Source organism: Pseudomonas sp. GW822-FHT02D10 (assembly GCF_058802345.1).
Window position 1 is genome coordinate 1 of sequence record NZ_JBXAOB010000013.1, and the last position, 21,366, is coordinate 21,366.

The window sequence follows — 21,366 nt, forward strand, 5'->3', positions numbered from 1 at the left end:
GCCGGTTTTTTCTTGGTCGGCATACATGCACCTCTGCAACATGTTATGCCCGAACACAAAATTTATGACAGTCCCGCGTGGAGTATTTGGCGTCGCATGAGCAGAAAAACATTCTCCAGCCGACAATTTACCAGGACCGCCAATTAGTGGCTTTGCTGCGTGGCAACCACGCTTCCTACGTCACAGGGTTTCCTTCAGGCGTTGCACAGGCTATCGAGTTGACCCTAACCAGCCAATGCCAGCGAGTCGAGGATGGCCGCACCATTGGTTTTGATAGCCACCCACTTGCGGATTTGTCGGACATCAATCAACGAATGCCTTTTGTACTGAGGGCTGCCGCTCGCTTCGACGAGATGTTGCAGGACACCAACCGGTCGGCGTTGGAGCAATCAATTCAAGAGATCGTCGCGGGGGGGAGGAAGTCATGATCGTATGGTGGCGAGCGGTTCGCGGCTGGCGGCTGCCTTTGCTGATTATTTTGAGCGTGCTCGCGGCACCTTGGGCAATCCAAGCGCTCTCGGATGATCCGGAAATCGCTCTTGAAATGGGCGGCACTTATGAAGACCTGTACAAGCGCTCTTCCGTTTCTTTTAGCCCGTTGATACGCGGACATGCCTGGATGGGTATTCCCAAGACTGATGCGAGTTTACGGTTCATTGATCCGCAGTACGGGTTCGTCACGCCGCCAGCACGTTTTTTTACTGTTGGCTTCAATGACAATGTGATTACCAGCATCCGCATGTCCCCGCAAATAGAGCCACTGCTACTTGATGATGCCTTGAAGGTGGCTCTGGATTTGCAGAATCAGTGGCGTCAGGGCAGGTGGCGGGTTGCTGGACCGAGAAGCTATCCACCCTTTGCTGACACGCCTGCATGGCGGGCGCGGTTCAGAGAAGTGAGCCAAGGAGGAACGACCTACTGGCAGGCGGGTGAAAAATATCAAGTCGCAATGTTCATGAATCGTTTCAAGTACAGCAAGCGCCCAAACGAAGAGCGCTATCTGATCACTCTCTCGATAGGCAAACCCTGGACACCATTCGATGACGAGTGAGTTGGGTGTGAGCTTGCGATCCCGAATCGGTGGCTGGCGCAGCGGGCTGATCGTCGTGATGCTCATGCTTTTGATCCTGGCCGCCATACGTCAGCTGACACAGCCTCTATGGGGCGAACCAGAAATTGCTTTGGAAATGGGTGGGACGTATGAAGACATGCGTAAGCACTCTTCAGCTTCCTTTAGCCCGTTGATACGGGGGCACGTCTGGTTCGGCATTCCCAAGGTCGATGCAAAATTGCGATTCGTCGACCCGCAGTTCGGGTTTACCACGCCTGCGGCGCGCTTTTTCACTGTCGACTTTGACGACAATGTCATTTTCGGCATTCGCATGTCTCCACAGATCGAGCCGCTCCTGATTGATGACGCGCTTAAAGTCGTTCTCGACCTGCAAGACCAATGGCGCGCAAAAGGTTGGGTGGCGAAGGGGCTGCAAAACAATCCCACGATCGTCGATACACCTGAATGGCGGGCCTACCTGAGGAAAGGAATTCTCGCAGGGATAACTTATTGGCAAGCCGACGATAAGTATCAGGTCATGCTGGTAGTGGGTCGTTTCGAGGATTACCGAAACCCGACCGAAGAGCGCTACCTCATCACCCTCGCACTCGCCAAACCCTGGACGCCCTTCGACGAAATCGAAGACAGCTACGACGAACCCCGTCACTTTCCTGCCCCTCAACCCAAATAAAAAGGAGCCCCACTATGCCAACCTCCGCCTTCATGACCCTCCACGACGAACGACAAGGTCTCATCAGCAAAGGCGCTTTCACCGAGGCATCAGTGGGCAACATCTATCAATTGGGCCGTGAGGACCAGATCATGATTCAGGCCCTGAGCCATGGCATTTTTGTGCCTAAAGGGGCGGGGGCGGGTCGTCGAATGCACAAGCCCTTGATCATTACCAAGGCGATCGACAAGTCGTCGCCGCTGATCAACATCGCCTTGTGTTCCGGGGAGTTGCTCAGCAAGTGCCGCGTCGAGTGGTATCGCACCTCGGCTCACGGAACGCAGGAGCATTTCTACACGATGGAGCTGGAAGACGCGGTGATCATCGGTGCAGAAGTGCTTATGCCCCATTGCCAGGACCCCGGTAGTGCGCACCTTACCCAGTTGGAGAAGGTTCACTTCAGCTACCGGCGCATCTACTGGCGACATGAAATCAGCCGGACCATGGGCTCCGACGAGTGGAGTGGGGAGCCGCAGGCATGAAGCTGGTCAGCGAACTTTATCTGTCCACGTGGGAACGCCACCATGCTTATTCCTGCGAGCAAGCGCTGGATCACGTCCGTCAGGCGTTGCTCGATCGGCAACCTGTCGAGGGCCTGGACGAGTTGCGTGCCAGTCTGCTGATCGATATCGACAGCGAGGTGCTGGAACAGCTTGAGCGTGGCGAGTGGTTGTTAATCAGGGCTGAAGCCGACTACGGCGACTGGGCGGTGCCGGTGCGCACTTTCGATCAGACGATCATCGAGTTGATGAAAAATCCGCCTGTCCAGGCCTCGCGGTCGCCAAGGATTTTCCGCCTCGTTGCCAGCGTAACGGCCGAGCCACTGGCGCAGCAGCGTTACATCGCGACCGTGGACGGGCAGGCTGCCCAGAGAAGAACCGACGGCGAAGGCATCGCCCATCTTTTTGCACCGGCCGAGGTGCGGCAGATCTCAATGGAGGTCATCGGCGTTTAGCGCAAGCACGGACGCTTGAGTTCATCGGCAATGGTTGCCGCAGGTTCGGTCGTAATTTTTCGGGATTACCCCAACGGCGGGTGCCGGCCAAAGGCACGTTGTTGTATGGTGGTGGTCGAACCGATGAACTCAAGTGATTGAAAGGATATCGCCATGCTGGACTGGAAGAACCGTACAGGCAGTGCGCCTGAACGTGCCGCCGAACCCAAGTCGGCAACCCGCAGCTATTTAGGTGGCCTGCTGTTCAGCCGCGCATTGGCCACCTTGATCGGCCTGTATTTACTGGTGACCCTCGCCGTGGGCTGGTACTGGAGCCATGAACCTGCGCTGTTCCCGGTTCAGCAGAACGCGCAACTGGCCGCCGAGAAGGAAGGCAAGCAGATGGTCGTCGGCTACACCACGGTGGAAACCCTCAAGACTGTCGCCGGTACCTTGCTGAACAAACCGGGTGGCTATCTTTCCAACGACCGTTTTCCGCCGGGCCTGTGGCTGGACGACATGCCGAGTTGGGAATACGGCGTGCTGGTGCAAGTGCGCGATCTGACCCGCGCCTTGCGCAAAGACTTCGCCCGTTCGCAATCGCAATCGGCTGAAGACGCCGATCTGGCCAAGGCCGAGCCGCGCTTCAACTTCGACAACAAGAGCTGGGTGCTGCCGTCCAGCGAGTCCGAGTACCAGGAAGGCATCAATTCCCTGAGCCGCTACCAGGCTCGCTTGTCAGACCCGTCGCAAAAGAACGCGCTGTTCTATGCGCGTGCCGATAACCTGAACAATTGGCTGGGTGATGTTGCGACTCGTCTGGGTTCGCTGTCGCAACGCCTGTCGGCCAGCGTTGGCCGGGTCAAGCTGAACACCGCGCTGAAAACTGAAGCCCTGGCGCCGGGGCAGGTGCCGCAGGTGGATGAAGAGGTGGTGGAAACCCCTTGGCTACAGATCGACAACGTGTTCTACGAAGCACGTGGTCAGGCCTGGGCGTTATCACATTTGCTGCGCGCCATCGAAGTCGACTTCGCCGATGTACTGGCGAAGAAGAACGCCACGGTCAGCGTGCGTCAGATCATTCGTGAACTGGAGGCTTCGCAGGAGCCGGTCTGGAGCCCGATGATCCTCAACGGCAGCGGCTTCGGCGTGCTGGCCAACCACTCGCTGGTCATGGCCAACTACATCTCGCGGGCGAACGCGGCGGTCATCGACTTGCGTCAACTGCTTAACCAGGGCTGAGTCATGGTCGCCATCTCCAATGAAGCTGCGCACCGCGCGGCCTCTGACGCTGAACACATCGCCTGGGTCGACGAGCAGGACAACCTGCTCGGTGCTCTGGTGCGCTCGGACTTGCGTGAGCGCGGGCTGATCGGGCGCGGTACTTACATCATGCTGTTCAACTCTGCCGGTGAACTGTGCGTGCATCAGCGCACGTTCAGCAAAGCCATCTATCCGGGATACTGGGATGTAGCGGCGGGCGGCATGGTGCTGGCGACCGAAACCTACGCCGAATCGGCGGCCCGTGAGCTGGAAGAAGAGTTGGGTGTCAGCGGTGTGGAACTGACCGCCCATGATCATTTTTTCTTCGAGGACACCGGCAACCGCCTGTGGTGTTCGGCGTTCTCGGCGGTCTGGGACGGGCCGTTGATTCTGCAACCGGAGGAGGTGCTCCAGGCCCGCTTTATTCCCATCGAACACGTGATGCAGGAAATTCAGCAAAAGCCTTATTGCCCGGACTCTCTGGCGGCGTTGAAGCGCTATCTGCGCTCGCGTGGGGGCGACGTCGCAAAAGATCTATAAAATGGCGCCGATTGGCTCTTAGCAAGTGCGCTTTTTGCCGTTACACTGCGCGACCTTTTCAAGCTGAACCGGTGTGCCCGGTCCAGTAGCGCTGCCCCTGCCTGAGTGGGGCTTCGCGGTCGATAGCACGTGCCAACGTTGCTGCGACCAGTCTTTGTCCTCCCAAGAGGATTGCCGGTGGCCAAAAAAGCCGCATCCTTCGCCGCCCTTGGTGGCCTGGTATTTTCCACCGACGCAGGTCGACATTGCCCGGACTGTAGCCAGCCGGTGGCAGCCTGCATCTGCAAACAAACCGTTATCCCGGCCGGCGACGGCATTGCGCGCGTGCGCCGCGAAAGCAAGGGCCGTGGCGGCAAGACGGTGACCACCGTCAGCGGCGTGCCGCTGGCCGAAGACGCGCTCAAGGATCTGGCCGCGACGTTGAAGAAACGTTGCGGCACCGGTGGCGCGTTGAAGGACGGGATCATCGAAATCCAGGGCGATCATGTCGAGCTACTCTTGGCAGAGCTGATCAAACACGGTTTCAAAGCGAAGAAATCCGGCGGCTAGCAGCCTCTGTGAAAACCACCCCGACTTGATGCAGTCCTGATCCGATTCAGGTTTAACGTCGTCTCCATGGTTTTCACAGAGCCTGTTCTGACCAGTTTCTAAACTCAGCGCTGTAAGTGCGGTCTATCTCGCTTGCAGGCTAATCGTCATTTTTTCACTTTAGACTGCGCCAGCCCTCATCCCGGATGGCGCTCTTTGACTTCATTTATAGGGGACTTCGATGTCCGTACGACGCACACGCAAAGACGATGGCAGCCAATGGACAGTTGCGGACAGCCGCAGTGTTTACGGGATTCGCCATTGGGGGGCCGGGTATTTCGCGATCAGTGACGCCGGTCGCGTAGAAGTTCGTCCGAACGGCCCAAGCAGCGCACCTATCGATCTGTTCGAACAAGTCGCACAGCTGCGCAAAAGCGGCCTGTCCTTGCCACTGCTGGTGCGTTTCCCGGACATCCTGCAAGACCGCGTTCGTCAACTGACCGGTGCCTTCGATGCGAACATCGAGCGTCTGGAATACCAGAGCAAGTACACCGCGCTGTACCCGATCAAGGTTAACCAGCAAGAAGCGGTGATCGAGAACATCATCGCCACCCAGAACGTTTCGATCGGTCTGGAAGCCGGCTCCAAGCCGGAACTGCTGGCCGTGCTGGCCCTGGCACCGAAGGGCGGCACTATCGTCTGCAACGGTTACAAGGACCGTGAGTTCATCCGTCTGGCACTGATGGGCCAGAAGCTGGGCCACAACGTGTTCATCGTGATCGAGAAAGAATCCGAAGTCGGCCTGGTGATCGAAGAGGCCGCCTCGTTGAAGGTCAAGCCTCAAGTCGGTCTGCGGGTTCGCCTGTCGTCCCTGGCATCGAGCAAATGGGCTGACACGGGCGGCGAAAAATCCAAGTTCGGTCTGTCTGCTGCACAGTTGCTGTCGGTGGTCGAACGCTTCCGTGCGGCGGGCCTGGATCAAGGCATTCGCCTGCTGCACTTCCACATGGGCTCGCAGATCGCCAACCTGGCGGACTACCAGCACGGCTTCAAGGAAGCGATCCGTTACTACGGCGAACTGCGCAACCTTGGCCTGCCGGTGGATCACATCGACGTTGGCGGTGGCCTGGGTGTCGACTACGACGGTACCCACTCGCGTAACGCCAGCTCGATCAACTATGACATGGACGATTACGCCGGTGTCGTGGTCGGCATGCTCAAGGAATTCTGCGACGCGCAGAGCCTGCCGCATCCGAACATCTTCTCCGAGAGTGGCCGTTCGCTGACCGCTCACCACGCCATGCTGGTGGTACAGGTCACCGACGTCGAGAAACACAACGACGACGTGCCAAAGATCGAGAACCAGGAAGAACTGCCGGAAACCGTGCAATGGCTGGTCGACCTGCTCGGTCCGACCGACATCGAGATGGTCACCGAAACCTACTGGCGCGCCACTCACTACATGAGCGACATCGCTACTCAGTACGCCGATGGCAAGCTGACCCTGGCCGAGAAAGCCCTGGCCGAGCAATGCTACTTCGCCGTCTGCCGTCGCCTGCACAACTCGTTGAAAGCCCGTCAGCGCTCGCACCGTCAGGTGCTCGACGAACTCAACGACAAGCTGGCCGACAAATACATCTGCAACTTCTCGGTCTTCCAGAGCCTGCCGGACACCTGGGCCATCGGCCAGGTCCTGCCGATTCTGCCGCTGCACCGTCTCGATGAAGAGCCGATGCGCCGTGCCGTGCTGCAAGACCTGACCTGTGACTCCGACGGCAAGATCAAGCAATACGTCGACGAGCAGAGCATCGAAACCAGCCTGCCGGTACACGGACTGAACGATGGCGAAGATTACCTGCTGGGGATCTTCCTGGTGGGCGCTTACCAGGAAATCCTCGGTGACATGCACAACCTGTTCGGTGACACCGATTCGGTGAACATCTACCAGAATGCCGATGGCAGCGTTTACCACGCCGGTATCGAAACCCACGACACCATCGAAGACATGCTGCGTTACGTGCACTTGTCGCCGGAAGAGCTGATGACGCACTACCGCGACAAAGTCGCCAGCGCCCGGATCAGTGCCGCCGAGCGTACCCAGTACCTCGATGCGTTGCGCCTGGGGCTGACTCGTTCGTCTTACCTGTCTTCTTGAGGTAACGAACCGCTGTAACCAGGTTGTCTGAAAATACTCCGCGTACTGTGGAATTTTCGGAGGACCTGGTGCGGCATTTCTTTTTTTTTGCAGCGATTTGCCGGGCCCCCGCACTATCAACGCTGTGCGGTCTCTATTTCGCGTAGGTCATTTCCTAAGTTGTACTTCGGCACTCTACTCGGCCATGTCTCTCAGCGAGAATCCCCGGCCGCCCCTCCTGTAGAGACACGCCGATGTTCGATTCCGTCAACGAGCCGTCATTTCGTCTGGAGATAGCGGGTCAGCCCCACCCCTTTGCCGTTGTCGCCTTTACCGGCAGCGAGTCCATCAGCCAGCCCTTTGCTTTCCAGCTGGATCTACCGCTCGATGAGCAGCGACTGGATATCGCCAGTCTGATGTTTCGCTCGGCGTACCTGGGGTTCGGGGGCGCGGGCACCGGTATCCATGGACAGATTCATGACCTCACTCCGCTTCATGACGACGCGGTGCCCGCGCTCTGGCGTCTGTGTCTTGGTCCGAAACTGGCGTGCCTGGCGCAACGCTTCAACCAGCGAATTTTCACCGGGCTGTCAGTCCCGCAGATTCTGGTTCAGGTACTGAAGGAGCACGGCATAGACGAAAAGTCCTGTCGATTTGAGCTCAGGGACGACTACCCCGTGCGGGATTTTTGCACCCAGTACCGCGAATCGGATTTGGCGTTTGTCCAGCGCCTGTGCGAACAAGAACGGATTCACTACCACTTTCAGCACCGCAAGGGCGGTCATCGTCTGATCTTTGCCGACTCTCGACAAAGCTTGCATCCAGGCGACAGCGCAACCTTTGACGCGCTGGGTAGTGTGCCCGCTGTCAGGCGTTTCAAGGTTCATGCTCACGCCGGTATGGCCGGTCAGGATGGGGCGCTGAAACCCGTCGCAGAAGGCGAAACGGACCTGCCGAGCGTGCGTAGCGGCGTGCTGATGCCGTTGTCGGGGCATCCCTGTGCGGACTGGAATCACTTGTGGTTGCTGACCCGAGTCGAGCATTCGGGCAACCAGGCGCAGATGCCGTATTACCACAACCGCATTTGTGCGATTCCTTGGGAGATGCCGTTTGCGCCGTCTTGTCCAAGCGCAAAGCCACGGATGAATAGCCTGCAACGTGGCTGGGTGGTCGAGGTGGACGAAGTGCGCAACGACGGCGCGCAACGCATCGCCGTGCAGTTCGATTGGCTGTATCAGGGCGAGGGCGCACGGCCCAGCCATTGCTGGTTGCCGGTCTCGCCACACCTGTCAGCCGAGACAGTTGCCGCTTTAACGGTAGGGGTTGAGGTCTGCGTGAGCTTTATCGAGGGCGACCCGGATCAGCCATTGATCAGCGGCGTATTTCGGGGGACGACGTTTACCGCCGATACCGTGTTGCCTCCCGAAGCCTCCCCGCCCTCGACCCGCGAGGACCTGTTGCCGATTCAGATAAGCCCGCAAGCTCCGGTCGGAGAACCGACACCGGTGCTGGAAGAGTTGTCGTCGGTCGGCCGCCAGGACCTGTTGACGTTGGTCCAGAGCAGTCAGCCCTTGGTGTTGCTGTGTCTGATGCCCGGCGGGGGTAGCTTCATGTATTGCCAGCAAGCGATCTGTGTCTGCCGCACGTTGGCAGGGCTTGGCCAAAGTGGTGCGGCATGATCGCTGTCCGGTCGGCACAATGGCTTTTGCTGGATGTACCGGGTTCGCCGGACGCCGGATGGAACCTGCAGCAGCGTTTTGCCGATGCACCGCGTTACTCGCTGTTCGAAAACACCGACCTGCATGCATTGCGCAACCAGGGGCCGCTGTTGATCGAACTGTCGGCACAGTCGTCTCTGGCGCAATGTTGCCACGGCGAGCCGGCGGACTGGCCGGGGTTGCTGCTGGTCAGTTCCGTGCCTTCGGAGCAATTGCTTGGGCACCTTCGCCGTATGCTCACGGTCACGTTCGGGCTTCATTACAAAGGCCTGCTGAGCTACTACAACCCCTTCATCGCCAGTTACTTTTTTGATGCCTGTGATGCCCGCGAGTTGAGCCGCTGGCTGGGGCCGATCGATAAGGTGTACTGGTATGGCGGGACCTGGGCTGACCGGGCGATTGGCAGTTTGGGTTGGCAACATCTGGTCAATCCGCGCTTGGCTGTCAGCGAACTGGCCATCGAGGACAACCTCAGCCTTCACCAGCAGGGTAAGTTGCAGGCGTGTCTGCTGGAACGGCATGCCTGGCACTGGAGTCGCTCGACGGGCCACGATTTTGGCGTGATCTGGTCCTGTGTACAGGAAGGACTCGAACAGGGTTTCAGCGAAAGCGCAGTACTCGATGGCTGGTTGCGGCTACGCTTGGAGTACCCCTCAGCCACGCCTGAAGAACACCTGTCGGGGCGGACTCAGCAAGAGCGGCTCGACAGTTTGCGCAACCGCTGGCAGAACAATCGATCCTGAAGTCCGCACGCTAACCTGCGAACCAGCCATCGTTCTTGCGCAGATTCCAGGCGAAAGTCCCGAGCGTCAGACTGCGCAGTAACATGAACAGCAGAAAGGTCAACCACAGTCCGTGGTTGCCGAAGTCTCGTAACGCCCAGGCAAATGGCAGCAGCACCAGGACTGTCAGCAGCATGCCGTTGCGCATTTCCCGGGCACGGGTGGCGCCGATGAACAGGCCATCGAGCAAGTAGCTCCAGACGGCGATCAGCGGCAATGCGGCGAGGTACGGCAGGTAGATGAACGCGGTGTCGCGCACGCTCTGGATGTTGGTCTGCATCTCGATGAACAGATGCCCGGCGCACAGGAACAGCAGCGCAAACCCCAGGCTGGCAATCAGTGACCAGCCGCAGGCCACCACCAGGGATCGGCGTAAAGCCTGTCGATCGCGGGCGCCGATGGCGTGACCGCACAGAGCTTCCACCGCATGGGCCAGGCCATCCAGCGCATGGGCCGTCAACAGCAAACCATTGAGTAGCAGGGCATTGGCCGCTACGGTCGCATCGCCGAGCCGTGCGCCTTGCACGGTGACCATGAAAAACACCGATTGCAGTGCCAGGCTGCGAATGAAGATGTCGCGGTTGACCGCCAGCAGCGGTCGCCAACTCTGCCACAGTGCCAGTGCCGCCCAGGCGATATGCCCAGGGTAGGCGCGCAGGGCGTTACGGGTCATGGCCAGGCCGAGCAGGGCGCCGGTCCATTCGGCGATCACTGACGCGCGGGCCGCCCCGACGACACCCCATTGCAGGCCAATGACGAACCACAGGTTGAGCGCGATGTTCACCAGATTGGTGGTCAACAGAATCGCCAGCGGTGCGCGGGCGTTCTGAGTGCCGAGGAACCAGCCGACCAGCGCATAACTGGCCAGCGCCGCTGGTAAGCCAAACAACCGGGTGTGGAAAAACTCGCGGGTCAGCTGATCGAGTTCGGCAGACGGTTGCATGAAGTGCAGCGCCACGCCACTCAGCGGTACGCCCAGCATCCCGAGCAGCAGCGATAAGCCCATCGCCAATAGCAAGCCTTGCAGCAGGATCTGCCTAAGCGCGGCGCCGTCACCGCGCCCGGCCGCCTGCGCGGCAAACCCGGTGGAGCCCATGCGCAGGAACCCCATGGCCCAGGCCAGAAAGGTGTACAGGCTGGCGCCCACGGCGACGGCGCCAAGCTGATGCGCGTGAGGCAGGTGGCCGATCACCGTGCTGTCGACCAGCGCCACCAGCGGCACGGAAATGTTCGAAAGAATCATTGGCGCGGCAAGCGCCCAGACACGGCTATGGGTCGGACGATCGCACCAGTCGGTAATCAGCGTAGACATTCAGGCTCCTTGCGAGAGCAGGCATTGTAGCGGCAGAACCGACGTTGGCGCCGTGTCCTTCGCTGGCCAACCAATCTCCCCGCCGTCGGTCGATCTGAGTAGCCCGGCGAGCGCTTGGGCTATAGTTCACCCTTCGATACGCCTGCCAACGAGTGCCCCATGTTTAACAAAGGATTGTTTCTGGCCTGTGTGCTGACGCTGCTCAGCGCCTGCGATTCATCGACTTCCAGCAAAGCGCCGGCCAGCCCGGCGCCGGTCACGACGCCAAAGGCCAAGGCCGTACAGGATGTTGCTGCGCTGAAGCAGCGTTACGCCGGTCGCGAATTGAGCGTGGTGGATGTCTCGGAAATCCAGCTCGATGGCGCCAGCACGCTGTCGGTGAGTGTCTCGGTGCCGCTGGACCCGCAGCAGAAATTCGCCGACAAATTGCACCTGGTGGACAGCAAGACCGGCAAGGTCGATGGCGCCTGGGAACTTTCGGACAACCTGATGGAGCTGCGCCTGCGTCACCTTGAGCCGCAGCGCAAACTGGTGCTGACGGTCGACGCCGGACTGCTGGCGGTGAACGACGCCAAACTGGCCACCGAATACAGCAGTCGTCTGGAAACCCGCGACCTGCAACCGACTGTGGGCTTCGCCAGCCGTGGCACCTTGCTGCCGACCCGTTTGGCGGAAGGCTTGCCGGTGATCGCGCTGAACGTGAACAAGATCGACGTCGAATTCTTCCGCATCAAACCCGAATCGCTGCCGGCGTTCCTCGCCCAATGGGGCCGCAACAGCAGCCTGCAAAGCTATCAATCGCGTGAACTGCTGCCGATGGCCGATCTGGTCTACGGCGGCCGTTTCGACCTGAACCCGGCGCGCAACACCCGCGAAACCCTGCTGCTGCCGATCGCCGGCCTCAAGCCGTTGCAACAGCCGGGTGTCTACCTGGCGGTGATGCGCGCTTCCGGCACTTACAGTTACTCGCAACCGGCGACCCTGTTCACCCTCAGCGACATCGGCCTGTCGGTGCACCGTTACCAGAATCGTCTGGACGTGTTCACCCAAGCCCTGGAGGGCGGCAAAGCGCTGGACGACGTCAGCCTCGAACTGCTCGACGCCGATGGCCGAGTGCTCGGCCAAGGCAAAACCGAGAAGGGCGGCCACGCCGAGTTGCCGCTGCCGAAAAAGGCCGAAGTGCTGTTGGCCCATCAGGGTGAACAAACCAGCATGCTGCGCCTCAACAGCGCGGCGCTGGATCTGGCCGAGTTCAATATCGGTGGGCCACACGCTCATCCACTGCAATTCTTCGTGTTTGGCCCGCGCGATCTCTACCGCCCAGGCGAAACCGTGCTGCTCAACGCCTTGCTGCGGGACAAGGACGGTAATGCGGTCAAACCGCAGCCGGTCAGCGTCGAAGTGCGTCGGCCGGATGCGCAGGTCAGCCGCAAATTCGTCTGGGACGCCGATGCTTCGGGGCTCTATCAGTATCAACTGCAACTGGCCGGCGAAGCGCCGACCGGGCGCTGGCAACTGGTGTTCGACCTGGGCGACGGCAAACCGCAGCTCTATGAGTTTCTGGTCGAAGACTTCCTGCCCGAGCGCCTGGCCCTTGAACTCAAGGGCAGCGATGTGCCGATCAAACCGGCCGACACCGCTGAAATCAGCGTCAACGGTCGTTACCTCTACGGCGCGCCAGCGTCAGGCAATCGCTTGAGTGGCCAGGTTTACGTACGGCCATTGCGTGAGGCGGTCAAAGGTTTACCGGGCTATCAGTTCGGCTCGGTCACCGAAGAGGAACTGAGCCAGGACCTGGAACTGGACGAAACGGCACTGGACGCCAATGGCGAGGCGCTGATTTCGCTTGAGAGCAAATGGGCCGCGGCCAAGTCGCCGCTGCAACTGATCGTCCAGGCCAGTCTGCACGAGTCCGGTGGCCGGCCGATTACCCGGCGCGTGGTGCAACCGGTTTGGCCAGCGGATCGCTTGCCGGGTCTGCGCGCCTTGTTTGAGGGCAAAGAAACCAACGGCAATGGCCCGGTCGAGTTCGAACTGTTGATGGCCAACAATGAAGGCCAGAAACTGGCTGCCAACAACCTCAAGGTGCGGCTGATCCGTGAGCGCCGCGACTACTACTGGAACTATTCGCAGAGCGATGGCTGGAGCTATCACTTCAACGAAAAATTCCTCAACCTCGACGAAGAAACCATCAGCATCAAGGCCGGCGACACGGCGAAGGTCAGCTTCCCGGTGGAGTGGGGCCCGTACCGCGTCGAAGTCCAGGACCCGCAAACCGGCATCGTCAGCAGCCTGCGCTTCTGGGCCGGCTACCGTGCCCAGGACAACGCTGAAGGCGGCGCGGTGCGTCCGGACCAGGTCAAACTGGCGCTGGATAAGCCGGCCTATGGCGATGGCGATACGGCCAACGTTACCGTGACCCCGCCGGCTGCCGGCAAAGGCTATTTGCTGGTGGAATCGGCCGATGGGCCGTTGTGGTGGCAGGAAATCGACGTGCCGGCCGAGGGCAAAAGCTTCGCGGTGAAACTCGATCCGAAGTGGGCGCGCCACGATCTGTACGTCAGTGCGCTGGTGATCCGTCCCGGCGAGCGCAAGGCCAACGTCACCCCGAAACGTGCAGTTGGCGTATTGCATCTGCCGCTGGACCGGACTCAGCGCAAACTCGGCTTGAGCCTGACGGCGCCGGAAAAAATGCGCCCGAAACAACCGCTGAGCGTGAAGATTCAAGCGAAAAACGCCGATGGCAGCGTGCCAAAACAGGTGCATGTGCTGCTGGCGGCGGTGGACGTCGGCATCCTCAACATCACCGAGTACCCGACGCCGGATCCGTACTCCAGCCTGTTTGGCCGCAAGGCCTATAGCGCCGACCAACTCGACGTTTACGGGCAACTGATCGAAGCCGGTCAGGGCCGTTTGGCCAGTCTGGCGTTTGGTGGTGACGCGGCACTGGCCAAGGGTGGCAAACGTCCAGACACCAGCGTGACCATCGTTGCCTTGCAAAGCGCGCCGGTGACTCTGAACGAACAGGGCGAAGGCGAAGTCAGCGTCAACATCCCGGACTTCAACGGTGAACTGCGTTTGATGGCCCAGGCCTGGACCGATGATCGCTACGGCATGGCTGAAGGCAAAACCGTCATCGCCGCGCCGCTGATTGCCGAACTGTCGGCGCCGCGTTTTCTCGCCGGTGGCGATCAGACGACGTTGGCACTGGACCTGTCGAACCTCTCGGGTAAGGCACAGACGTTGGAGGTACAACTGAGCACCCAAGGCCCGTTGGACCTGGTCGACGAGGCGGCGCACCGCGTGCAGCTGACTCAGGGCCAGCGCACCACGCTGCGGATCCCGGTGCGCGCACAGGGCGGTTTCGGTCAGGGCAAGGTCAAAGTGCTGGTCAATGGTCTTGATCTGCCGGGCGAGAACCTGCCGCCGTTTGCCCGCGAGTGGACCCTGGGCGTGCGCCCGGCGTATCCGGCACTGCTCAAGCACTATCGCGCGGTGCTCAAGGATCAGCCGTGGAGTTTGCCGGAAGGAGAGTTGTCGCTGTTCGAAGCGTCCGGGCGTGAAGCCTTGCTCAGCCTGTCGAGCCGACCACCGCTGAACCTTGGCCAGCAGATTCGCGCACTCAAGGCTTACCCTTACGGTTGCCTGGAACAAACCGCCAGCGGTCTGTATCCGTCGCTCTATGCCGACGCCGCGAGCCTGAAACGGCTTGGCCTGGAAGGCGAGCCGGACGCCGACCGCAAACGCAAGATCGAACTCGGCATCGAGCGTTTGCTGGGCATGCAGCGCTACAACGGCAGCTTCGGTCTGTGGGGCGCCGATGGCGAAGAAGAATACTGGTTGACGGCGTATGTCAGCGACTTCCTGCTGCGCGCTCGCGACCAGGGTTTTGCGGTACCGCCCGAGGCGCTGAAAAAGGCCAGCGAACGACTGCTGCGTTACCTGCAAGAGCGCAACCTGATCGAAGTGAACTACAGCGAAAACGCTGAACACACCCGATTTGCGGTGCAGGCTTACGCGGGGCTGGTGTTGGCCCGCAGCCAACAGGCACCGTTGGGCGCGCTGCGCAGTTTGTTCGAGCGTCGTACCGATGCCCGTTCCGGTCTGCCGCTGGTACAGCTGTCGATTGCCTTGCAGAAAATGGGCGATCAACCGCGTGCCGATCAGGCCTTGCTCGCCGGTCTTGCGGCTTCACGCAAACCGAATGACTGGCTGGCCGATTACGGCAGCCCGTTGCGTGATCAGGCGCTGATTCTGGCACTGCTGGAGGAAAACGATCTGGACAAGGGCAAGCGTGATGAGCGGTTGTTCGAACTGTCCGACCTGATGGCGGCCAGTCAGTGGTTGTCGACTCAGGAGCGAAATTCGTTGTTCCTCGCTGGCCGAGGACTGCTCAATAAACCTGAGGCCAACTGGAAGGTTCTGTTGGACGGCAGCGCTGGAGTCCATGAGCTGAGCAATGACCAGCCGGCACTTTCACTGGAAGGCAAGCTGTTGTCATCAAACCTGACCTTGCGCAATGAGGGTAGCGAACCGGTCTATCAGCAACTGACCCTATCCGGGTATCCGGTGCAGATGCCGGTACCCGGTGGCGAGAACCTGAGCATTCGTCGCGAGTACCTGGGCATGAACGGCCAGCCGTTGAACCTCAAGGCCCTGGCCAGCGGCGATCTGGTGTTGGTGCACATTGCAGTCGGCGCCAAGCAGCGGGTGCCGGATGCGCTGGTGGTGGACTTGTTGCCGGCAGGTCTTGAACTGGAAAACCAGAACCTGGCACAAAGCGCCGCAAGCCTGGAAAACGCCAGCAGCAAGGTCAAGGAATGGCGCAAATCGATGCAGAACGCCAGCCTCAAGCATCAGGAGTTCCGCGATGACCGTTACGTCGCGGCGCTGAACCTGGACGGTTACGGCACCACGCACTTGCTGTACCTGGCGCGGGCCGTAACCCCCGGTATCTACCGCGTACCGCCACCGCAAGTGGAGTCGATGTACCGGCCGAACTGGCAAGCCGTGGGCGAAACCGTGCCGGAGATGGTGATTCAGGGCCACTAACCGAAAGAGATGATGCACCAGTACATTGTGGGAGCGAGCTTGCTCGCGATAGCGGTCTGGCAGGCAACCTATTTGTTGAATGTGAAGCCATCATCGTCGGATCGCCGCCCGGAGCAAGCTCGCTCCCACATGGGGTCACGGTGTTAGTGAACCACCCAGCTCAACACCCACAACCCCAGCACCAGCCAGATAACCCCTGCGATGATTGAGGCGCGCATGAAGGCGCGGATCGCCGAGTACAGCAACATCAAGCCGATGATCAGCACGAGAATGCCGATGATCGAGGGCTCCATGCCCAGCGCTCGCGACAGGCCGTCGACAAAGTTGCCGCTGGCGTGGGTCAAGGCATTGAACAACCCACTGAGCGTATCGACGATGAACCGGATGACCGACCCCAGCGCCTGGCCGAGCCATTCGAAAAAACTATCTACCTGCATGTGTGCGTCCTGATGAAAGAGTGGGTGCCAAAGCTGAGCCTTGAGTCATTGTCAGTGCTGGCGAGTTCCCTTGAAGCATAGAGGTTTGGTGGTTTGAATCTGCGAATAGTAACTGAACGTCTGCGATCCCTGTGGGAGCTTGTGCGATGGGCTTTAGGTAGCCTGCTGCTTCTGATTGCGCTGTTGTGGCTGGCTGACCGGATCTGGCCGTTGCCGTTGCCCAAGGACGACCTGGCGCGGGTGGTGCTGGCCGAAGACGGTACGCCGCTGTGGCGTTTTGCCGACGCCAACGGCGTGTGGCGCTATCCGGTGGAAGCGTCGCAGGTTTCGCCCTATTACCTCGACGCGCTGCTGACTTATGAAGATCGCTGGTTCTATCAGCATCCTGGAATTAACCCATTGGCGCTCGGGCGAGCTACGTGGCAAAACCTCAGCGGCGGACGGGTGTTGTCCGGCGGCAGTACCTTGTCGATGCAGGTCGCGCGCCTGCTCGATCCGCATTCGCGAACGCTGTTCGGCAAGCTGCGCCAGCTGTGGCGCACCGCGCAGCTGGAATGGCACCTGTCCAAGGATCAGATTCTCAACCTTTATCTCAACCGCGCACCGTTCGGCGGCACGCTGCAAGGCGTGGCGGCGGCCAGTTGGGCTTATCTGGGCAAATCGCCGCAGCACCTGACCCACGCCGAAGCCGCGTTGCTGGCGGTATTGCCGCAAGCGCCGAGTCGCTTGCGCCCGGATCGCCACGCGGCGCGCGCGCAAGTGGCACGAGACAAAGTCCTGCGGCGTCTCGCGCAATTCCAGGTGTGGTCACAGTCGGCGGTCGACGAGGCATTGGAAGAACCCTTGCTGCTGGCGCCCCGTCTGGAGCCGAGCCTCGCACCGTTGCTGGCGCGGCGCTTGAACCGTCCGGACAGCCCGCCACTGATTCGCACCACCCTCGACGCCAGCCTGCAACGCCGTCTCGAAGACTTGCTGCTGGGCTGGCGCGCCCGCCTGCCGGAGTACACGTCGGCAGCAATTCTGGTAGTCGAGGAAGAAAGCATGGCGGTGCGCGCCTATCTCGGTTCAGTGGATATCAATGACGACCGGCGATTCGGCCATGTCGACATGATCAGTGCGATGCGCTCACCGGGCTCAACCCTCAAACCCTTCCTTTACGGCATGGCCATGGACGCCGGGCTGATTCATTCCGAATCGCTGCTGCAGGACGTGCCCCGGCGTTACGGCGATTACCGGCCGGGCAACTTCTCTATGGGCTTCAGCGGCCCGGTGCCGGCCAGCAGCGCGCTCTCGACCTCATTGAATCTGCCGGCGGTACAGTTGCTGGAAGCCTACGGACCGAAACGCTTTGCCGCCGAAATGCGTATCGGCGGCATGCCGCTGACCTTGCCGCCACTGGCTGAGCCGAACCTGGCGTTGATCCTCGGTGGCGCCGGCAGTCGTCTGGAGGATTTGGTCAGCGGTTACAGCGCGTTCGCCCGTGGCGGCAAGAGCGCCAACCTCCGTTTGCAGCCCGACGATGAGCTGCGTGAGCGGCCGCTGCTGTCGCCGGGTTCGGCGTGGATCGTGCGGCGGATTCTCAGTGGTCAGGCACGTCCCGATCGCGACCCGCGCGCCGAACTGGTGCAGCGTCCGGTGCTGGCCTGGAAAACCGGCACCAGCTATGGTTTTCGCGATGCCTGGGCGATTGGCGTCGGGCCGCGTTACCTGATCGGCATCTGGATCGGCCGCCCGGACGGCACGCCGGTGCCGGGGCAATTCGGCCTGGCGTCGGCGGCACCGTTGATGCTGCAAGTCCACGACGTGCTGATCAACCGCGACAGCCAGCGTGGCATCAGCGCGCCGGTACCACCGGTGCCGTTGAACGTCGGGGTGGCGGCGATCTGTTGGCCGTTGGGGCAGCCGATGAGCCGCAATGATCCGAATTGCCGTCGTCAGCGCTTCGCCTGGACATTGGACGGCACTACGCCGCCGACCTTGCAGGCCCTGGACCAACCGTTGAGCGTGGGACTGGTGGAGAAAGTCTGGGTCAACGCCAAAGGTCTGCGGGTCGACGCCAAATGCCCAGGCGCCGTGGCGCGAGATATCGCGCTGTGGCCGGCGCCGCTGGAGCCTTGGTTGCCGCGCGTCGAACGCCGCGAAGCGCGCTTGCCGGCTAATGACCCGGATTGTCCGGGGCCGGTGCTGGCGGTGTCTTCGCCGCTGTCGATTGTTGGCGTACGTGATGGCGATCAACTGCGTCGACCCGCGGCCAGTCAGGAACTGCTGCGGCTGAAGCTGTCGGCGCTCGGCGGCAGCGGGCGGCGCTGGTGGTTCGTCAACGGCACGCCGCTGGGCGACAGTGCGAATCAGGAGAGTATCAACGCTACGTTCGAGCAGCTTGGGCGGGTTGAGTTGAGTGTGCTCGATGAAGGCGGACAGACGGCACGGGTCGAGTTCAACGTCGTCGATTGAATCCGCCGAAAAGATCGCAGCCTGCGGCAGCTCCTACGGGCGTACGCGCATTTCGTAGGAGCTGCCGCAGGCTGCGATCTTTTCATTGCGTCCTGAGAAAAACCGCCCGAAGCTATACGCCTTCAGGAGAGCCCGATGAACCTTGTTGAACTGACCGAACGCCTACACTGCATCCGTGACCGTAACGACTGGCGGCCATTTCACAGCCCGAAAAACCTGGCCATGGCCGCCAGTGTCGAAATGGCCGAGCTGGTGGAAATTTTCCAGTGGCTGAGCGAAGACCAGTCGCGCCAGTTGTCGGCGGACAAACTTGCCCATGCCGGTCAGGAAGTCGGTGATATCGTGCTCTATTTACTGCTGCTGTGCAGTGAGTTGGGGTTGGATATGGAACAGGTAGTACGCAGCAAGCTGGCAGACAGCGAACGGCGGTTCAGCTGATGAGCGACCGTCATTTCGATCAGTTGGCGACCCGTTTCGCCGAAAAAATCTACGGCGGTGCCAAAGGCGCGATCCGTCTGGCGGTGCTTCAGGCCGACCTGGCCGAAACCCTGCCGGATCGGCCGTTGCGGGTGCTGGATATCGGCGCCGGCCTGGGGCACATGTCGTTGTGGCTGGCCCAGCGCGGCCATCAGGTGACCCTGGCCGAACCTGCCGCGCCGATGCTCGAAGGTGCTCGCCAGCGCTTCGCCGACGCGGGGCAAACGGCAACTTTTATCCAGGCGCCGTGGCAAGAGCTGCTCGGTCAGCTCACCGAACCTTACGACCTGGTGCTGTGCCACGCGGTGCTGGAGTGGTTGGCCGAGCCTCACGCGATTCTGCCGGTGCTGCATCAACTGACGACTAAAGACGGCTGGTTGTCGCTGGCGTTCTATAACCGCGATGCGCTGATTTACCGCAACTTGCTCAAGGGCCATTTCCGTAAGATGCGCAAGAACGACATGGCTGGCGAGAAGCAGAGCCTGACCCCGCAAATGCCGCTGGATCCGCGCGAACTGGCGACGCAACTGGAAGGCTTGTGGCGGGTCGAAACCCAGAGCGGGGTGCGGGTTTTTCACGACTATATGCCGTTAGAGTTCCAGGCCCGTGCCGAACTCATCGACCTGCTGGAAATGGAGCTGGCCCACCGTCGTCACCCGAGCTTTGCGGGGCTGGGGCGTTACCTGCACTGGATCTGCCGCCCGGTCTGAGTCGTGGCTTTTGTGGAGAACACAATGAAACGCCGTTTGGGATTGATCATGCTGTGTCTGGGGCTCGGTGCCTGCCAGGGCAGCAATCCGTATGTCGCCAGCTCCAACCCGTTACCGCCGGCCCCGCCGCAAGCCGCCAACACCTTTGATCGCAGCGCCTACCCGGCGCCACCGCGTGATTACGCGCGCTACCACAGTTGGGCCTGGCTCAACGGTCGGTTGCCCAACGGCTCGGCCTGGGCCGACTCGGCGCAGATTGCCGAAGCGGTCAGCAATGCGCTGGATCAACGGGGTTTGCGACCGCTGCACGACAATCGGCCGGCCGACCTGTGGGTCAGCGCTGACCTGCATCAGGAAACCCGCCTGAAACAGGTGCAGGACGATTCCGGCTATGGTGGCTATGGGGGTTATAACCGTTATGGTAATGGCTACGGCATGTACAACACGGCGCCGATCGTTCGTACCTATCAGGTGCAAGTGCTGGTGATTCGGGTGGATTTGTTCGACGCAGGAACCGGCCAACCGGTCTGGAGTGCCAGCGCTGAAACCGGCCTTCAGGGCAACGAAATCGAGCGTGGCGATGCGTTGCGAACAGCTGTAGAAAAGGCGGTAGCGGCGTATCCTCCTAGTTAGGTTCCCTGCCATGAACCGGAGAAAAACCATGTCCCGCCGTCTCTCATTACTGGCGTGCGCTGTGCTGCTCAGCGCTTGCCAATCGAACCAGGTCAATCACGATTTTGATGCCAGCCGCGACTTCGCCGCCTATCGCAGCTGGGCCTGGAAAGAGCCCGCCCTGCAATACCGCCCCGACGATCCCCGGATCAAGAGCGACCTCACCGAACAACGCATTCGCCAGGCAGTTGCTGATCAACTCGACCAGCGTGGCCTGCGCCCGGCAGCTGTCGGTGCCAAGGCTGACGTCGATGTGCGGACCTATCTGATCGTCGAGGACCGCCAGCAACAAATCACCACCAACTACGGCGGAGGCTGGGGTGGCCCCTGGAACGGCTACTGGGGTGCGCCGATGTACAACGAAACCCGCAACGTCACTTACAAGGTCGCCACACTTCAGATCGATCTGCTCGATGGCAAGGATGGCAAGCTGGTCTGGCGCGGCAGCGATGAGCAGTTGCTCAGCCGATCGCCTCAGCCCGCCGACCGTAGCGCGGCGATTCGCGAGACAGTAGGGCGGATATTGAGCAACTACCCACCGAGATAAAGCGAAAAAACATCCGAACACCGAC

Annotated in this window: 18 protein-coding genes and 1 pseudogene; 17 read left to right on the forward strand and 2 right to left on the reverse strand. The window is 60.7% G+C overall.

Features of this window, described 5'->3' with window-relative positions; genetic code table 11:
* Positions 1-77 precede the first annotated feature (77 nt).
* The 11 genes and pseudogenes from AC1RPZ_RS19720 to AC1RPZ_RS19770 form a co-directional block, all read left to right on the forward strand.
* Positions 78-428, forward strand: a pseudogene (locus tag AC1RPZ_RS19720) (DUF2515 family protein); the annotation flags it as partial.
* Positions 425-1,051 (forward strand): hypothetical protein, encoded by a 627-nt coding sequence (locus AC1RPZ_RS19725; protein WP_493138628.1) that lies wholly within the window; start codon positions 425-427, stop codon positions 1,049-1,051. The pseudogene AC1RPZ_RS19720 and the gene AC1RPZ_RS19725, both read left to right, overlap by 4 nt.
* Positions 1,052-1,058: 7 nt before the next feature.
* Complete coding sequence (locus tag AC1RPZ_RS19730; protein ID WP_493138867.1) at positions 1,059-1,742, forward strand: hypothetical protein; 684 nt, start codon at positions 1,059-1,061, stop codon at positions 1,740-1,742.
* A gap of 14 nt (positions 1,743-1,756) precedes the next feature.
* A complete protein-coding gene (locus tag AC1RPZ_RS19735; RefSeq protein ID WP_493138630.1) occupies positions 1,757-2,263 on the forward strand; it encodes an Hcp family type VI secretion system effector in 507 nt (168 codons plus the stop codon).
* Positions 2,260-2,736, forward strand: coding sequence for a hypothetical protein (locus tag AC1RPZ_RS19740; protein WP_493138631.1), 477 nt, complete (start codon positions 2,260-2,262; stop codon positions 2,734-2,736). The genes AC1RPZ_RS19735 and AC1RPZ_RS19740 overlap by 4 nt, the downstream gene beginning before the upstream one ends.
* 153 nt (positions 2,737-2,889) lie before the next feature.
* Positions 2,890-3,957, forward strand: a complete 1,068-nt coding sequence (locus AC1RPZ_RS19745) for a DUF2333 family protein (RefSeq protein ID WP_493138633.1) — start codon at positions 2,890-2,892, stop codon at positions 3,955-3,957.
* A gap of 3 nt (positions 3,958-3,960) precedes the next feature.
* Positions 3,961-4,518 (forward strand): NUDIX hydrolase, encoded by a 558-nt coding sequence (locus AC1RPZ_RS19750; protein ID WP_493138635.1) that lies wholly within the window; start codon positions 3,961-3,963, stop codon positions 4,516-4,518.
* A 177-nt stretch (positions 4,519-4,695) separates the two neighbouring features.
* The gene (locus AC1RPZ_RS19755) at positions 4,696-5,067 is read left to right on the forward strand and encodes a translation initiation factor Sui1 (protein ID WP_493138637.1); all 372 of its coding nucleotides are present in this window, start codon (positions 4,696-4,698) and stop codon (positions 5,065-5,067) included.
* A 220-nt stretch (positions 5,068-5,287) separates the two neighbouring features.
* A complete protein-coding gene (gene speA, locus AC1RPZ_RS19760; protein ID WP_493138639.1) occupies positions 5,288-7,201 on the forward strand; it encodes an arginine decarboxylase in 1,914 nt (637 codons plus the stop codon).
* A 233-nt stretch (positions 7,202-7,434) separates the two neighbouring features.
* The gene (locus AC1RPZ_RS19765) at positions 7,435-8,859 is read left to right on the forward strand and encodes a contractile injection system protein, VgrG/Pvc8 family (RefSeq protein WP_493138641.1); all 1,425 of its coding nucleotides are present in this window, start codon (positions 7,435-7,437) and stop codon (positions 8,857-8,859) included.
* Entirely contained in the window at positions 8,856-9,641 is a 786-nt protein-coding gene (locus tag AC1RPZ_RS19770) for a DUF4123 domain-containing protein (protein ID WP_493138643.1), read from the forward strand. The genes AC1RPZ_RS19765 and AC1RPZ_RS19770 overlap by 4 nt, the downstream gene beginning before the upstream one ends.
* 10 nt (positions 9,642-9,651) lie before the next feature.
* On the opposite strand, the gene AC1RPZ_RS19775 is transcribed toward AC1RPZ_RS19770, so the two are convergent.
* Positions 9,652-10,992 (reverse strand): MATE family efflux transporter, encoded by a 1,341-nt coding sequence (locus AC1RPZ_RS19775; RefSeq protein ID WP_493138645.1) that lies wholly within the window; start codon positions 10,990-10,992, stop codon positions 9,652-9,654.
* 159 nt (positions 10,993-11,151) lie between these two features.
* Here AC1RPZ_RS19775 and AC1RPZ_RS19780 point away from each other — a divergent pair, with 159 nt between their 5' ends.
* Entirely contained in the window at positions 11,152-16,044 is a 4,893-nt protein-coding gene (locus tag AC1RPZ_RS19780) for an alpha-2-macroglobulin family protein (RefSeq protein ID WP_493138646.1), read from the forward strand.
* Positions 16,045-16,187: 143 nt separating this feature from the next.
* On the opposite strand, the gene AC1RPZ_RS19785 is transcribed toward AC1RPZ_RS19780, so the two are convergent.
* A complete protein-coding gene (locus tag AC1RPZ_RS19785; RefSeq protein WP_493138648.1) occupies positions 16,188-16,481 on the reverse strand; it encodes a hypothetical protein in 294 nt (97 codons plus the stop codon).
* Positions 16,482-16,622: 141 nt separating this feature from the next.
* On the opposite strand from AC1RPZ_RS19785, the gene pbpC reads away from it, so the two are divergent.
* The 5 genes from pbpC (at position 16,623) to AC1RPZ_RS19810 (ending at position 21,341) form a co-directional block, all read left to right on the forward strand.
* The gene (pbpC, locus tag AC1RPZ_RS19790) at positions 16,623-18,935 is read left to right on the forward strand and encodes a peptidoglycan glycosyltransferase PbpC (protein WP_493138650.1); all 2,313 of its coding nucleotides are present in this window, start codon (positions 16,623-16,625) and stop codon (positions 18,933-18,935) included.
* 135 nt (positions 18,936-19,070) lie between these two features.
* Positions 19,071-19,373 carry a MazG-like family protein gene (locus tag AC1RPZ_RS19795; protein ID WP_493138652.1) on the forward strand — a complete coding sequence of 101 codons (303 nt, stop codon included), beginning with the start codon at positions 19,071-19,073 and terminating at the stop codon, positions 19,371-19,373.
* Positions 19,373-20,122 (forward strand): methyltransferase domain-containing protein, encoded by a 750-nt coding sequence (locus AC1RPZ_RS19800; RefSeq protein ID WP_493138654.1) that lies wholly within the window; start codon positions 19,373-19,375, stop codon positions 20,120-20,122. Before AC1RPZ_RS19795 ends, AC1RPZ_RS19800 begins: the two co-directional genes overlap by 1 nt.
* A 24-nt stretch (positions 20,123-20,146) precedes the next feature.
* Positions 20,147-20,755: a DUF4136 domain-containing protein gene (locus AC1RPZ_RS19805; RefSeq protein ID WP_493138656.1), complete on the forward strand. Its 609-nt coding sequence runs from the start codon at positions 20,147-20,149 to the stop codon at positions 20,753-20,755.
* A gap of 28 nt (positions 20,756-20,783) precedes the next feature.
* Positions 20,784-21,341: a DUF4136 domain-containing protein gene (locus tag AC1RPZ_RS19810; protein WP_493138658.1), complete on the forward strand. Its 558-nt coding sequence runs from the start codon at positions 20,784-20,786 to the stop codon at positions 21,339-21,341.
* Positions 21,342-21,366: the final 25 nt, after the last annotated feature.

Bases quoted from the DNA above. Each gene is read 5' to 3' on its own strand.
- AC1RPZ_RS19785 (WP_493138648.1), bottom strand. From the start codon at position 16,481: ATGCAGGTAGATAGTTTTTTCGAATGGCTCGGCCAGGCGCTGGGGTCG.
- AC1RPZ_RS19770 (WP_493138643.1), top strand. From the start codon at position 8,856: ATGATCGCTGTCCGGTCGGCACAATGGCTTTTGCTGGATGTACCGGGT.
- AC1RPZ_RS19795 (WP_493138652.1), top strand. From the start codon at position 19,071: ATGAACCTTGTTGAACTGACCGAACGCCTACACTGCATCCGTGACCGT.
- AC1RPZ_RS19750 (WP_493138635.1), top strand. From the start codon at position 3,961: ATGGTCGCCATCTCCAATGAAGCTGCGCACCGCGCGGCCTCTGACGCT.
- AC1RPZ_RS19775 (WP_493138645.1), bottom strand. From the start codon at position 10,992: ATGTCTACGCTGATTACCGACTGGTGCGATCGTCCGACCCATAGCCGT.
- AC1RPZ_RS19740 (WP_493138631.1), top strand. From the start codon at position 2,260: ATGAAGCTGGTCAGCGAACTTTATCTGTCCACGTGGGAACGCCACCAT.
- AC1RPZ_RS19725 (WP_493138628.1), top strand. From the start codon at position 425: ATGATCGTATGGTGGCGAGCGGTTCGCGGCTGGCGGCTGCCTTTGCTG.
- AC1RPZ_RS19800 (WP_493138654.1), top strand. From the start codon at position 19,373: ATGAGCGACCGTCATTTCGATCAGTTGGCGACCCGTTTCGCCGAAAAA.
- speA (WP_493138639.1), top strand. From the start codon at position 5,288: ATGTCCGTACGACGCACACGCAAAGACGATGGCAGCCAATGGACAGTT.
- AC1RPZ_RS19780 (WP_493138646.1), top strand. From the start codon at position 11,152: ATGTTTAACAAAGGATTGTTTCTGGCCTGTGTGCTGACGCTGCTCAGC.
- AC1RPZ_RS19810 (WP_493138658.1), top strand. From the start codon at position 20,784: ATGTCCCGCCGTCTCTCATTACTGGCGTGCGCTGTGCTGCTCAGCGCT.
- AC1RPZ_RS19735 (WP_493138630.1), top strand. From the start codon at position 1,757: ATGCCAACCTCCGCCTTCATGACCCTCCACGACGAACGACAAGGTCTC.
- AC1RPZ_RS19745 (WP_493138633.1), top strand. From the start codon at position 2,890: ATGCTGGACTGGAAGAACCGTACAGGCAGTGCGCCTGAACGTGCCGCC.
- AC1RPZ_RS19805 (WP_493138656.1), top strand. From the start codon at position 20,147: ATGAAACGCCGTTTGGGATTGATCATGCTGTGTCTGGGGCTCGGTGCC.
- AC1RPZ_RS19765 (WP_493138641.1), top strand. From the start codon at position 7,435: ATGTTCGATTCCGTCAACGAGCCGTCATTTCGTCTGGAGATAGCGGGT.